This is a genomic window from Flavobacterium sp. LS1R10 (genome assembly GCF_003968825.1).
Lineage (GTDB): Bacteria > Bacteroidota > Bacteroidia > Flavobacteriales > Flavobacteriaceae > Flavobacterium.
Genome location: NZ_RYDH01000007.1, coordinates 138,075 through 150,770 on the forward strand (window position 1 = coordinate 138,075; position 12,696 = coordinate 150,770).

General features: G+C 34.4%; 15 protein-coding genes and 1 pseudogene. 11 read left to right on the forward strand and 5 right to left on the reverse strand.

Annotated features, from left to right (window positions below; all coding sequences use genetic code 11):
• Positions 1 to 236 precede the first annotated feature (236 nt).
• A complete protein-coding gene (locus EKL96_RS14500; RefSeq protein ID WP_233579308.1) occupies positions 237 to 425 on the reverse strand; it encodes a hypothetical protein in 189 nt (62 codons plus the stop codon).
• A gap of 2 nt (positions 426 to 427) precedes the next feature.
• The gene (gene folP, locus EKL96_RS12560; protein ID WP_126462957.1) at positions 428 to 1,252 is read right to left on the reverse strand and encodes a dihydropteroate synthase; all 825 of its coding nucleotides are present in this window, start codon (positions 1,250 to 1,252) and stop codon (positions 428 to 430) included.
• Between the two features lie 109 nt (positions 1,253 to 1,361).
• On the opposite strand from folP, the gene EKL96_RS12565 reads away from it, so the two are divergent.
• The 5 genes and pseudogenes from EKL96_RS12565 to tpiA all read left to right on the forward strand — a co-directional run bounded on the left by EKL96_RS12565 (position 1,362) and on the right by tpiA (position 5,394).
• Positions 1,362 to 1,907 carry a DUF1599 domain-containing protein gene (locus EKL96_RS12565; RefSeq protein ID WP_126462959.1) on the forward strand — a complete coding sequence of 182 codons (546 nt, stop codon included), beginning with the start codon at positions 1,362 to 1,364 and terminating at the stop codon, positions 1,905 to 1,907.
• A 104-nt stretch (positions 1,908 to 2,011) separates the two neighbouring features.
• Entirely contained in the window at positions 2,012 to 3,112 is a 1,101-nt protein-coding gene (locus EKL96_RS12570) for a BT_3928 family protein (protein ID WP_126462961.1), read from the forward strand.
• Positions 3,113 to 3,184: 72 nt separating this feature from the next.
• Positions 3,185 to 3,796: pseudogene (locus EKL96_RS12575) on the forward strand (ABC transporter permease); the annotation flags it as partial.
• Between the two features lie 263 nt (positions 3,797 to 4,059).
• Positions 4,060 to 4,554: a TlpA family protein disulfide reductase gene (locus tag EKL96_RS12580; protein WP_126462962.1), complete on the forward strand. Its 495-nt coding sequence runs from the start codon at positions 4,060 to 4,062 to the stop codon at positions 4,552 to 4,554.
• 87 nt (positions 4,555 to 4,641) lie between these two features.
• Positions 4,642 to 5,394 (forward strand): triose-phosphate isomerase, encoded by a 753-nt coding sequence (gene tpiA, locus EKL96_RS12585; protein WP_126462964.1) that lies wholly within the window; start codon positions 4,642 to 4,644, stop codon positions 5,392 to 5,394.
• Between the two features lie 51 nt (positions 5,395 to 5,445).
• Here tpiA and EKL96_RS12590 read toward each other — a convergent pair whose 3' ends face one another.
• Entirely contained in the window at positions 5,446 to 6,669 is a 1,224-nt protein-coding gene (locus EKL96_RS12590) for a porin (protein ID WP_126462966.1), read from the reverse strand.
• Between the two features lie 95 nt (positions 6,670 to 6,764).
• On the opposite strand from EKL96_RS12590, the gene prmA reads away from it, so the two are divergent.
• The 4 genes from prmA to EKL96_RS12610 all read left to right on the forward strand — a co-directional run bounded on the left by prmA (position 6,765) and on the right by EKL96_RS12610 (position 9,961).
• Positions 6,765 to 7,598 carry a 50S ribosomal protein L11 methyltransferase gene (prmA, locus tag EKL96_RS12595; RefSeq protein ID WP_126462968.1) on the forward strand — a complete coding sequence of 278 codons (834 nt, stop codon included), beginning with the start codon at positions 6,765 to 6,767 and terminating at the stop codon, positions 7,596 to 7,598.
• A gap of 45 nt (positions 7,599 to 7,643) precedes the next feature.
• Positions 7,644 to 7,919 carry an ATP-dependent Clp protease adaptor ClpS gene (locus EKL96_RS12600; protein WP_126462970.1) on the forward strand — a complete coding sequence of 92 codons (276 nt, stop codon included), beginning with the start codon at positions 7,644 to 7,646 and terminating at the stop codon, positions 7,917 to 7,919.
• A gap of 92 nt (positions 7,920 to 8,011) precedes the next feature.
• Complete coding sequence (locus EKL96_RS12605) at positions 8,012 to 9,283, forward strand: sterol desaturase family protein (RefSeq protein WP_126462972.1); 1,272 nt, start codon at positions 8,012 to 8,014, stop codon at positions 9,281 to 9,283.
• 6 nt (positions 9,284 to 9,289) lie between these two features.
• The gene (locus tag EKL96_RS12610; protein WP_126462974.1) at positions 9,290 to 9,961 is read left to right on the forward strand and encodes a lysoplasmalogenase; all 672 of its coding nucleotides are present in this window, start codon (positions 9,290 to 9,292) and stop codon (positions 9,959 to 9,961) included.
• 44 nt (positions 9,962 to 10,005) lie between these two features.
• Here the strand turns inward: EKL96_RS12610 and EKL96_RS12615 are convergent, their stop codons facing one another.
• Both EKL96_RS12615 and EKL96_RS12620 read right to left on the reverse strand, forming a co-directional pair.
• Positions 10,006 to 10,422, reverse strand: a complete 417-nt coding sequence (locus EKL96_RS12615) for a DUF6691 family protein (protein WP_126462976.1) — start codon at positions 10,420 to 10,422, stop codon at positions 10,006 to 10,008.
• Between the two features lie 37 nt (positions 10,423 to 10,459).
• A complete protein-coding gene (locus EKL96_RS12620; protein ID WP_126463087.1) occupies positions 10,460 to 11,020 on the reverse strand; it encodes a YeeE/YedE family protein in 561 nt (186 codons plus the stop codon).
• 192 nt (positions 11,021 to 11,212) lie between these two features.
• Here EKL96_RS12620 and EKL96_RS12625 point away from each other — a divergent pair, with 192 nt between their 5' ends.
• Both EKL96_RS12625 and kdsA read left to right on the forward strand, forming a co-directional pair.
• Positions 11,213 to 11,665 carry a 2-dehydro-3-deoxyphosphooctonate aldolase gene (locus EKL96_RS12625; protein WP_126462977.1) on the forward strand — a complete coding sequence of 151 codons (453 nt, stop codon included), beginning with the start codon at positions 11,213 to 11,215 and terminating at the stop codon, positions 11,663 to 11,665.
• A 196-nt stretch (positions 11,666 to 11,861) separates the two neighbouring features.
• Positions 11,862 to 12,680, forward strand: coding sequence for a 3-deoxy-8-phosphooctulonate synthase (kdsA, locus tag EKL96_RS12630; RefSeq protein ID WP_126462979.1), 819 nt, complete (start codon positions 11,862 to 11,864; stop codon positions 12,678 to 12,680).
• Positions 12,681 to 12,696 lie beyond the last annotated feature (16 nt).

Below are 12,696 nucleotides of genomic sequence, written 5' to 3' on the forward strand. Positions count from 1 at the left end.
TCATTATTCTTATTGAAAAATATGATGGTTCCAATTGGTTTTTCCAGTTTATAAAACACATTGGTAAAAGGTATAAAAACTAAATTTTTTCCGATTGTATTAGCATATGAATAATAATTCTCGGCTTTTTCATTCTTGTGTGCTTTTTCTTAGCGCTTCTTTTGTTGCAACCTCATAATATCCGGAATTGCAAGTCGTAACGGTTAACGTTTGTCTACATTGAGAATCCAATTGGTCTAAATAATACTGTTTTTACGGTTTACTTCAGCCAGCGAATCCAAGCCTTTTGTTCTAAAAAAAATATAGATTGGCGAAAGATCATCGACACTTTTGACAATTGAAATATTTGATTTTGGCAATAAAACCGCTTCTTTATTTCCACAGGAAAAAAGAGTAAAAAGAACAATCAACATAAAATATTTCATCGTTATAAATTTATTTTATTGAATAATGTAACGCATTCCACAGCTTCTTTTACATCGTGAACACGAAGGATTTTTGCGCCTTTGGTCAATGCCAAAGTATTTAAAACTGTAGTTCCATTTAATGCATTTTCGATTGAAGTATCTAGGGTTTTATAAATCATGGATTTTCTGGAAACTCCCACAAGAAGTGGTAATTTCAAGATGTTAAACAAGTCCATTTTTTGAAAAACTTCATAATTTTGTGCTATTGTTTTGGCAAAGCCAAAGCCCGGATCAATAATTAAATCATTGATTCCAAAACTTCTGGCCATAGCTACTTTTTCAGAAAAATAGAACACCATTTCTTTTACAATATCATCGTAATCCGTAAGTGTTTGCATCGTTTGCGGATTGCCTCGCATGTGCATCATAATATACGGAACATTGTATTTTGCAATTATCTCCAGCATTTTGTCGTCCAGATTTCCGGCTGCAATATCATTGATGATAGCCGCACCACTTTCAATCGATGCTTTTGCTACTTCGCTTCTAAAGGTATCAATAGAGATTATTGTATCTGGAAACTGCTTTAGAATCAAATCAATAACAGGAACAATTCTGGAAATTTCATCTTGTTCCGAAACGAATTCTGCATTTGGTTTGCTCGAATAAGTACCTACATCTATAAAAGTTGCGCCATCAAGCAGCATTTTTTCAGTATGAGAAAGGATTTCGGTTTCATTCTTATACTTTCCTCCATCAAAAAAAGAGTTGGGTGTCACATTCAAAATTCCCATTACTTTGGGAGTTGATAGATCAATGAGTATTCCTTTACAATTAATTGTCATTCTTTTTTAGTTTTAAAACTACTACTTTCAACATTATTTACCCTTCATTCTACATTCAAAAAAATTATTCTTATTTTTGAAAAAATTTGAATACAAATATACACCAATAATGAAGAATACTTCAAAGGAATATGATGCTGTGATTGCGACTTGTCGGGCACTGTATATCAACAAAATGAAAGATTACGGATGTGCTTGGCGCATTTTGAGACTGCCTTCATTAACGGATCAAATCTATATTAAGGCCCAAAGAATCCGAAGTTTACAAGAAAATGAAATCCGCAAAATTGATGAAGATGAAACGGGTGAATTCATTGGGATCATCAATTATGCTCTCATGGCGTTGATTCAATTGGAATTAGGCGTTTCAGATCAGCCTGATTTAAGTGTGGAAAAGGCAACCAAATTATACGATGCCAAAATCAAACTAACCAAGGAATTAATGGAAGACAAAAATCATGATTACGGGGAAGCTTGGCGCGAAATGCGTGTAAGTTCACTAACAGATTTAATTTTGCAAAAACTACTTCGTGTCAAACAAATTGAAGACAACAAAGGAAAAACATTAGTTTCTGAAGGAATCGATGCTAATTATCAGGACATGATAAATTATTCGGTTTTTGCCTTGATTCTAATGGGTTTTGGAAATAAATAATAAAAAGCAATAACTAAACATGAAATCACTGGGATTCCAAAATCACAAACTGTAATCCAGAATGGCGATACCATATTCCATTAAAACATAAATATTATCTTCATATGAAAAATATAATTACTCAATTTTCTAGAATTTTCGTTGGAATCCTATTCATTATCTCCGGATTAATCAAACTGAATGACCCTGTTGGTTTTTCTTATAAATTGGCGGAGTATTTCAGTGAACCCGTATTCAACATGCCCTTTTTTGTTCCGTTTGCACTGGGAATCGCCCTATTTTTAGTAATTCTTGAAGTGGTTTTGGGGATTATGTTACTCATTGGATACAAGACTAAAGTCACGGTTTGGAGTTTATTGGTTTTGATTGTAATGTTTACCTTCCTAACTTTTTATTCCGCTTATTTCAATGTAGTAAAAGATTGTGGCTGTTTTGGCGATGCGCTAAAACTAACACCATGGCAATCGTTTACAAAGGATGTTGTGTTGTTGTTCTTTATTCTGGTATTGTTCTTTAACAAAAAATTAATCCAACCCTTATTTAGAACTACAGTTCAAAACATAATTATTTATGCCAGTATCGTTTTATCAGCCTTTATGGGCGTTATCGTTTTAAACCATTTGCCATTAATAGATTTTAGACCATTCAAGGTAGGAAATAATATTCAACAAGGAATGCAAATCCCTGACGGCGCTGATAAATCAGTGGTAGAAATGGTGTTTATATACAAAGTGAATGGTGTAGACAAAGAATTTACCGAAAAAGACCTAATGTCGATTCCTGAAGGCGCCGTATTTGTAGACCGAAAAGACAAAGTCATCACAGAAGGATATGTTCCTCCTATTCATGACTTCACGATGGAAAAAGACGGTTCGGATTATAAAGATCAGTTCTTGCGAGAGCCAAAATTGATGTTGATTGTAGCCTATAATTTAGTGAATGCCGATAAAGCGGGAATGGGCAAAATGGAAAAACTGTATTTAGATGCAAAAACAAAAGGATACAAGGTAATTGGAATGACATCTTCCTTACCGGAAGAGATAGCTGCAGCAAAAAAACAATATGGATTGACATTTGACTTTTATTTTTGTGATGCCATCACATTAAAAACAATTGAAAGAGCCAATCCAAGTATTGTATTGCTCGAGAAAGGAACAATCACACAAAAACTTCATCATAACGACGTCAAAGACTTAAGATTATAAGAATAGGACGGTTCTGATTTACGGTATTACAGAACTTTAACCGCTAATTATTTTTACCCATTAAAAGCATTTATGTTAAAATGTTTTCTTAGTAAAATTGGATCTGCACTGCTTACTCTTTTTGGAGTGTTTACAGTGATATTATTTTTGTTTACTGTTTTGCCTGGGGATCCTGCACGCATGATGCTGGATCAAAATGAAAATTCAGAACAACTGGCCATTGTAAAAAAGAAATATGGTTTTGATAAACCTATTGCTACTCAATACTTGTATTATCTGAATGACCTGTTGCCTATTTCTTTGCACAGTGATACCCAATCCGATTATACTTTTCTGAGCGAGGGAAAATACAATGTGGTACCCCTTTTTGGAATTGGTACAAATGAATTGGTTTTGAAAACCCCCTATTTAAGAGAAAGTTTTCAAAAAAGCGGAAAAAAAATTTCTCAAATTATTGGACATACATTGCCAAGCACAGCCGTATTAGCCATATTTGCCATAGGTATCGCTATTGTTTTTGGTATTATTTCTGCCTTATACAAAGATACCTGGATCGATCGCCTAATTGCTTTAATCAGTACTTTAGGGATGAGCATTCCTTCCTTTTTCAGTGCAATCCTATTTGCCAGGCTCTTTGGATTTGTATTACAAAAACAAACGCAGTTTAATATGCCCGGAAGCCTATAAGAAGTACATAATTTCGATGAAGGAAGTTATATTCAATGGATTTTGTATATGCATATTTAGATCCCAAAATAAGACTGGGATAATCACTGTATTTTGACAAGAAATAGCATTTCCAAAGTAACAACAGGTTTGATATTGTCTAAATCTCATCAACTATAACGATATTGCTTAAGCATTTCTGAATTCTGCTTTCAAAATATGGTATTCTGCACAACTCAATCCAATTGTTTGTTTAACTTTGTTTAAAAAACAACTCTATAATGAAACAAATACTACTACTTCTAATATCTATTGTAGCTTTTTCTTGCGCAAAAGAGGGAAAAACTGAATTTTCTAAAACGGCTTTGTCTGAAACTCTACTAGCCACTGACGGAAGTCAAGTTGCTTTTCAGGATGTTTTAAAAAAACACGAAGGCAAAACCATAGTAATTGAAGTTTGGGCTTCTTGGTGTGGGGATTGTGTCAAAGCAATGCCAAAAATCAAAGAATTACAAGCGAACAATCCTGATGTTGCTTATTTATTTATTTCAATGGACAAAACTGCCGATAAATGGAAAGTTGGAATTGAAAAACACGAATTGAAAGGAGATCATTTCATGGCAAATGACCAAATGGGAGGTGTATTTGCAAAAGCCATTGACCTAGATTGGATTCCAAGATATATCATTGTGGACAAAACCGGAAAAATTGCTTTATACCGCGCTATTGAAACTGATTTTGACACGATTAACGAGACTTTAGAAAATTTAAAATAAAGCATTCAAACACCATTTGAGATGCAGTTCTTATCATTTGAAAAACTTCAAAAAAACGAAACCAAAAACTAAATATAACACGACAAAATGAGAAAGAAGATTGTTGCAGGAAACTGGAAAATGCATAAAAATGCAGAGCAAACAGAAGATTTATTAAATGAATTAATAGCAAAAATCCCTACAGATACTGCTGTGCAAATAATTGTAGCGCCAACATTTGTAAACCTGGCTTCTGCTGTAGATCATTTAGAATTTACCAATATAGATGTTGCTGCACAAAACGTTCATCAAGCAGAAAGCGGTGCTTTCACGGGTGAAATTTCGGCAGATATGTTAAAAAGTGTAGGTGTAGACATTGTCATTTTAGGACACTCCGAACGCAGAGCCATTTTTCAGGAAACAGATGCTTTAATTGCGAATAAAGTAAATACGGCTTTGGAACATGACATAAGAGTTATTTTTTGTTTTGGTGAAGAATTAAAAGACCGCCAATCAAAAAATCATTTTAATGTAGTTGAAAACCAATTGCGAGATGGTTTATTTCATATTGAGGCTAAAGACTGGGACAGTATCGTTTTAGCCTATGAGCCAGTTTGGGCAATAGGAACAGGAGAAACAGCTTCTCCGGAGCAAGCACAGGAAATGCATGAATTTATAAGAGAAACCGTTCGTAAAGCTTTTGGAAGCGATATTGCTGAAAACGTATCTATCCTATATGGAGGAAGCGTGAAACCGGATAATGCTAAAGAAATTTTCTCAAAACCAGATGTAGATGGAGGCCTCATTGGGGGTGCCGCACTAAAAGCTGATGATTTTGTAGCAATTGTAAAGGCTATCTAAATTTCAATTTTAAACGTCATAAAAAAGCGGTGATTCATTTTACCGTTTTTTTTATATTCCTATTTCAACCTGAAAACGCAGGTGCCAGTTGTTCTTTGTATTACCGTCAAAATAATGTAGGGTATCAAAAGTCAATTCCGTTTGCAATTTAAAAGTGTGTTCCCAAATATATTTCGTCAAACCAATGGTATACTGTTTTGTGTTTGGTGCTAAAAGCTTAATGTCCTCGCCCACTTTTTGAGTAGAATACCGTCCGATAATCTCATAATTTGATAACAAATTATAACTCAATTGATGATCAAATCCGTTACCAACGTAAGCAAAATTAGATTGTGAAATATCATCCGGATTTATTGTAACTGCATTTCTTGGAGTAGTTCTGGACATATAACTTGACATGGCGGCCCATCCGTTGTATTTAACCAAAACATCTAACATCACTGATTTCATAGTGCGAGCTTCAAATAAATCATTTCCTAATTGACCTTGGGTTCTTTTGGCATGATTATTTTGCTGAAAAGCACCCGAAAGCATTAATTTCGGCTTTTTTTCTCTTACAATATCCCCTTCAAAATAGGTTCCGTCTCTTGAAAATGCCCCAAACGGTAACAACTCTACCTTCCCTGTTAAGGCAACACCTTCATCTGTATTCCCCGTGATATTTCGACCTTCTCCTGTTGAAATAGCTGTTTTGAAATTATAGGAAAATTTATCCCGAAATTCATTCATATTGTGAACTTGAAAACCAAAATCCCTGTCAATTGTAAATCTGGCATTGTTAATCGATCTGTCCGTTAACTGTAATCCGCCTGAAGAATTCACACGTTGGCGATTTCCTGGTAATTTTGTTTGTCCAAAACTGATATTCCAGTGTCTATTAGGTCTGTAAAAAACAACTGCATCTCTGATAATATTTATGTTCTCACCTTCTCTAATTTCACCAACATCGCCCGGAGCAAATGACAATTGAACTGCATATAAAAATTTTGGATTTCCCACATATCCGTCAAATCGCAAACGTAATCTTCGGATTTGTCCGTCATATCCCCTTTTTTCATCTTCATTTTCAATATAAGTCACCCTATTTTGCATTCGGAACCGAATATTCAATTGGTATAAACTATCCGGAGAAGTGATTCCAATTCCTTTACCAAAACTATAGTACGGAAGCGCCGATAATCTTAAGTCATTATCTTGTTTGCTTTGCTTGATATTCACCTGCGCATTGCTGGAAATGCAACTTACAAAGATCCAAAATAAAATTATTTTTTTCATGGTGTACTACTGTGTTTTGGGTACAAATGTAAAATAAAATTTGATTTACAAATACTCTTTAATATGCGATTGTTACCTTTGCAAAAAAAACAAGCATGTCAAATATTTATATAGCGTACCATTTTACTATTGAACCTAAAGAATTGGGGTCTGAAATCTTAATCGCGGAATTGGGAGAAAGAGCTTTTGAGAGTTTTACAGAAACTGAAACCGGGATTTCAGCTTTTGTGCAAAAGGATTTATGGAATGAAACCATCTTAGCGGATATCCATATTTTACAATCCGAAGAATTTACGATTGATTATACATTTGAAGAAATCGAACAAGTCAACTGGAATGAGGAATGGGAAAAGAATTTTGAAGCCATTGATGTCGACGGAAACTGTCATGTACGAGCACCATTCCATCCAAAAACAGATGCCGAATTTGATATTATAATTGAACCAAAAATGAGTTTTGGAACAGGGCACCATGAGACCACTCACATGATGATTCAACATTTATTAGAAATAGATGTAACCGGGATGAAAACACTCGATATGGGATGTGGAACCGCAATATTAGCAATTCTTGCCGAAATGAAAGGAGCGCAACCAATTGACGCTATTGATATTGACAATTGGTGTTACTTGAATTCTATAGAAAATGCAGCACGTAATAACTGCAAACACATTACCGTTTATGAAGGGGAAGCCTCTTTATTAGAAGGTAAAAAATACGATTTGATTATAGCCAACATCAATAGGAATATTTTGTTGAACGATATGCAGAGTTACATAGACAGTTTAAACCCTAATGGAACGCTACTTTTAAGCGGTTTCTATCATGAAGATATACCATTTATAGATGCCTCTTGTACCGAAAAAGGACTGATTTATGTTAAAAAACTTGAAAGAAACAATTGGGTATCTTTAAAATATGTAAATTAGTAGTATTATTTTTTTATTAATTACGAAAGTACAAAAACCTATAAAATGAGTACTAAAGAAAAAGTAAGAGAAAGAGTCCTTGTCAAAGAAGCAACCCAGCTGGACAACGAAATCATCGTTTATAATGATGATGTAAATACATTTGACCATGTCATTGACACCTTAATTCGCGTATGCAATCACACACCGGAACAAGCAGAACAATGTTCATTAATCGTACATTATAACGGAAAATGTACTGTAAAAACAGGGCCTTACGACAAATTAAAACCACAATGCACGCAATTATTAGAAGCAGGATTAAATGCAGAAATAATTTAAGAATAATAAAAATTCCCTTTGACAAATAAATTACTGTGAATAATTAAAAAACATTCTCTTTTATTCTATATTTGAATAAAAAAAGTGTTCTTATGGAAGAATATGGTAAAATTTTAGTTTTTGTAATGCCCATTTTTTTGATATTAATTAGCATCGAAAAAATTTATGGGCATTACAAAGGGGAAGATACCGCACCTAATATGGATGCTGTTTCAAGCGTGAGCTCTGGAATGGTCAACTCCCTAAAAGATGTTTTAGGACTTAGTATCACACTGGTTTCTTACGATTGGATCGTATCTAAAATAGCTTTATTCAATCTTGAAGCTACCTTTTTAACCTATTTTATTGGATTTATAGCTATTGATTTTTATGGCTATTGGAGTCATCGTTTGTCGCATCAAATTAACTTTTTATGGAACAAACATGCGATACATCATAGCAGTGAAGAATTCAATTTGGCCTGTGCCCTACGCCAGCCCGTTTCCAGTTTTGTAAATCTGTTTACCTTTTTATTGATTCCAGCCGCACTTTTAGGAGTTCCCTCCAAAGTGATTGCGATAACCTTACCAATTCATTTATTCCTTCAATTTTGGTACCATACTAAGCACATCAAGAAAATTGGTTTTCTGGAAAGGATATTGGTTTCACCATCCCATCATAGGGTGCATCATGCCATCAATCCAGAATACATGGACAAGAACCATTCGCAAATATTCATCATTTGGGATAAATTGTTTGGTACTTTTCAAGCGGAATTAGAAAGCGTTCCACCTGTTTTTGGAATCACAAGACCAGCCAGAACCTGGAATCCGATCCGGATAAATTTTCAGCATTTATGGCTATTGATTACAGACGCTTGGCGCGCCGAAAACTGGAAAGATAAGTTTATCATTTGGTTTAAACCAACAGGCTGGCGTCCAGAAAATTTTGAAGAAAAATATCCCGTTGTCAAAATTACCAATGTTTATGATTTTGAAAAATACGGCGTTCAATATTCTAAAAAACTAATGTACTGGTCCTTATTTCAAGCAATTATAACGTTGTTACTTATCAGTTATATGTATAATTCTATCGCGGTGATAGGGTTGCCAAATGTATTTATTTACGGCGCATTCATCTTCCTGACCGTTTACAGTTACACGGAATTAATGGATACCCGCAAAATTTCCATCTTCTGGGAAAGTATCCGTTTTGTTTTTGGAATTGGACTAATTTTCTATTTTGGCGATTGGTTTGGAATGAATCAACTTTTTCCTTTTGCAAGTTATATTATTGGTGGTTATCTCCTTTTATCCTTGGCTGTAACGGTATATTTTGTCAGCACTAATTTTGAAAAAGATGCCATGATTACCGTTCAATCTTAAAAAAATATGAAACACAACATTAAAGTAAAGAGTTTTATTGGGTTTAGTCTTGTTTATCTATTGCTAATTCTTTTTGGCTGGGAAACTATAGCTTGGTTTTTGAAACCATTTTTATTGCCGTTTCTAATTCTGACAGTTTATTTACACGAAAGATTTAGTACTAAAAAAGTTCTTATAACTGCTTTGACTTTGTCGTGGATAGGGGACATTATTTTGATGTTTGCTGACAAAGGAGAGTTGTATTTTATTGCAGGGCTGATTGCCTTTCTACTTTCGCACATTTCGTATATCATACTATTTAACAAACAATTGAAAATTTATTTAAAGAATAGTAAAATTATTTTCTGGGTAGGAGTTACAGTAATCGTAGTTTATTTAATCGTAATGATGTTGCTTTTATTGCCAAGTTTAGGGGACTTAAAAATTCCTGTTCTATTATATGCCCTTACTATTTCAATTATGTTGTTATTTGCGCTCAAGGGTTTTTTAAACTGGCAAAAACCTGCCAACAGCTATATATTAATTGGCGCTATTGTTTTTGTAGCTTCAGATAGTCTTTTGGCCTTTGATAAATTCTATGCGCCATTGCAATACAGCTCCTTTCTGATTATGGCAACCTATTTACTTGCGCAATATTTGATTGTTTCCGGCATTTTAAAATTAAACAAAAAAAAATAGCATTCCCACAAGAGAATGCTATTTTGATGTCAAGTGTTTTTCGATTAATGAGGCAATTTATTTTTCAATAGTCCATATAGATAGGTCCCTAAAAGAGACCCGAAAAGCACTATCAAAATGGTCCAAAAACCAGCCCCAAGCAAGATGAATATTGGTCCCGGACAAGAACCTACCAATGCCCAACCCAATCCAAAAAACAATCCGCCAATCCAGTATCTGGCAGAGCCTTTTTCTTTATCCGGAATTTCTATAGATTCTCCCTTAATGTCTTTTATATTGTTTCGTTTAATGATTTGAATGCCAATAATTCCCGTCAAGATAGCCACCGAAATAATTCCGTACATGTGAAACGACTGAAATTGAAACATTTCATAAATGCGATACCAGGAAACGGCTTCAGATTTAGTCAAAACAATTCCGAAAACAAATCCAACCAATAGATATTTTAGTATATTTTTCATTCTTTTTATTTTATATTATGAGTCAATGATTGCTTATCTACTTTACAATTAATGGCAATAAAAAATGCGCCATTATCAATCCACCAATGAAGAATCCAATTACGGCTTTCAACGAAGGAATTTGTAAATTACTCAAGCCTGAAATGGCATGTCCTGAAGTACAACCTCCTGCATAACGAGAGCCAAAACCTACCAAAACACCACCAATAAGCAGTATAAAAATATGCTTTGGGGATTCTAAAATGGAGATTCCAAAAAGCGCATCCGGCATTAATTTTCCGTTTGGAGCTTCAATACCAAGTTGTGCTAATTGTGCAATTGTTTTAGGATTAATAGTTACATTTGAAGCATCACTCATAAAATGAACGGCAACAAAACCACCTAACATTGCGCCAAGAACAACCACTAAATTCCAGCGTTGTGCTTTCCAGTCAAAATCAAAAAAAGAAACTCGTTTTCCTAAACCAGCCATCGAACAAAGCGAACGCAAATTAGAAGACATTCCAAAAGACTTTCCGAAATAAATAAGTGCCAGCATAATCAAGCCGATCAAAAAACCGGAAACAGACCAAGACCAGGTTTTAAAAATAATATCCATATTGTTTTTTTGTACAAAGATAAGAAGCATTTTACGAGATTTTAAGACAAATGTTATATTCCACAATAGACACTTGTAAATTATTCAGGGAACTCGCAATAAGGTCTGAAGTTCTGGTTATATTTGTGTCGAAGTACTTCCTTGCAATTAAAAGTGCCGTTTAAATTTTGACATTATAAATCTACCTTAAATATGAAAAAATCGATCCTTTTTATTGCTTTGCTAATAGGTACTACTTCTTGTATAAGTACACAATCTACTTTGAAAAACACGGACGATAATGCTCCCGATTTATTGCTCTCACAAGACTATACTTTTGTGATTACTCAGTACAGTACAAACAAAAAATATGGATATGATAAGGATTATCCCATCAATATATTCTTTAATAACACTAAAAACGAAACGATCAACCAAGAACGGTTTTTGAACGCATTAGCTGGGCCTAATGGTGAAAAAATAACGTATACCAAACAAGAAAGTTGCTGTCCGTTTCCAACTAAAAGAAGTGACATGGGTGCTGGATTTCTGGACATTTATGAATTAAAATGGAACGGTCAGAAAGAACCGCTACTACTCTACCTGAACATCTATGAAAAAGGAATATTGATGGTTCCGGTGGGACTTACATTGAAAAAAAAATAGTTTTTAAAATCCCAAAAGTCCCTATAAACCAAATCCTTAGCCCCGATGGCAGTGAAAATCCTCCCGTTTTTCAGGGAGATTGCAACGTACAGCAGGAAAAAGCTCCCAAAAAAAAGTTAATGCGATAAATTAATTGGAAAACGTAAATTGGAAATCGCAAATCATAACTACCTTTGCACCTTTAAAAAATCATACTATGAACTTACAACATATTCCACAAATAAAATATACAGACAGTGGTAATTTCTTTCTACTTGCTGGTCCTTGTGCTATTGAGGGAGAAGAAATGGCGATGCGAATTGCCGAAAAACTAGTTGGTATTACTGATAATTTACAAATTCCTTTCGTTTTCAAAGGTTCCTTCAAGAAAGCAAACCGCTCTAGAATTGACAGTTTTTCAGGAATCGGTGACGAGAAAGCATTGAAAATCCTCAGAAAAGTTTCGGAAACATTTAAAGTTCCTACCGTTACGGATATTCATACAAATGAAGATGCGGATATGGCTTCTCAATATGTTGATGTATTGCAAATTCCAGCTTTTTTAGTGCGTCAAACGGATTTAGTAATGGCTGCTGCCAATACCGGAAAAGTAGTCAACTTGAAAAAAGGACAATTCATGAGTCCGGAAAGCATGAAACATGCGGTTCAAAAAGTATTGGATTGTAACAATGAAAAAGTGATGATTACCGATAGAGGTACGATGTTTGGCTACCAGGACATGATTGTTGATTTTAGAGGAATTCCTACAATGCAACAATATGCTACAACTGTTCTTGATGTGACGCACTCACTGCAGCAACCCAACCAAACGGTTGGTGTAACTGGTGGAAGACCTGATATGATTGAAACCATTGCCAAAGCTGGTATTGCTGTAGGCGTAGATGGAATCTTTATAGAAACCCATTTTGATCCTGCCAATGCAAAAAGCGATGGTGCTAATATGTTGCATTTGGATTATTTTGAATCCTTAATGACCAAGTTAGTTGCCATCAGAAAAACAATACACACATTTTAAATTTAGGCACCATATA

Excerpts from the sequence above, each read along its gene's own strand:
- EKL96_RS12580 (WP_126462962.1), top strand. The coding sequence starts at position 4,060 with ATGAAACAAATACTACTACTTCTAATATCTATTGTAGCTTTTTCTTGC.
- EKL96_RS12605 (WP_126462972.1), top strand. The coding sequence starts at position 8,012 with ATGGAAGAATATGGTAAAATTTTAGTTTTTGTAATGCCCATTTTTTTG.
- folP (WP_126462957.1), bottom strand. The coding sequence starts at position 1,252 with ATGACAATTAATTGTAAAGGAATACTCATTGATCTATCAACTCCCAAA.
- EKL96_RS12625 (WP_126462977.1), top strand. The coding sequence starts at position 11,213 with ATGAAAAAATCGATCCTTTTTATTGCTTTGCTAATAGGTACTACTTCT.
- tpiA (WP_126462964.1), top strand. The coding sequence starts at position 4,642 with ATGAGAAAGAAGATTGTTGCAGGAAACTGGAAAATGCATAAAAATGCA.
- EKL96_RS12600 (WP_126462970.1), top strand. The coding sequence starts at position 7,644 with ATGAGTACTAAAGAAAAAGTAAGAGAAAGAGTCCTTGTCAAAGAAGCA.
- kdsA (WP_126462979.1), top strand. The coding sequence starts at position 11,862 with ATGAACTTACAACATATTCCACAAATAAAATATACAGACAGTGGTAAT.
- EKL96_RS12590 (WP_126462966.1), bottom strand. The coding sequence starts at position 6,669 with ATGAAAAAAATAATTTTATTTTGGATCTTTGTAAGTTGCATTTCCAGC.
- prmA (WP_126462968.1), top strand. The coding sequence starts at position 6,765 with ATGTCAAATATTTATATAGCGTACCATTTTACTATTGAACCTAAAGAA.
- EKL96_RS12570 (WP_126462961.1), top strand. The coding sequence starts at position 2,012 with ATGAAAAATATAATTACTCAATTTTCTAGAATTTTCGTTGGAATCCTA.
- EKL96_RS12615 (WP_126462976.1), bottom strand. The coding sequence starts at position 10,422 with ATGAAAAATATACTAAAATATCTATTGGTTGGATTTGTTTTCGGAATT.
- EKL96_RS14500 (WP_233579308.1), bottom strand. The coding sequence starts at position 425 with ATGAAATATTTTATGTTGATTGTTCTTTTTACTCTTTTTTCCTGTGGA.
- EKL96_RS12565 (WP_126462959.1), top strand. The coding sequence starts at position 1,362 with ATGAAGAATACTTCAAAGGAATATGATGCTGTGATTGCGACTTGTCGG.
- EKL96_RS12620 (WP_126463087.1), bottom strand. The coding sequence starts at position 11,020 with ATGGATATTATTTTTAAAACCTGGTCTTGGTCTGTTTCCGGTTTTTTG.
- EKL96_RS12610 (WP_126462974.1), top strand. The coding sequence starts at position 9,290 with ATGAAACACAACATTAAAGTAAAGAGTTTTATTGGGTTTAGTCTTGTT.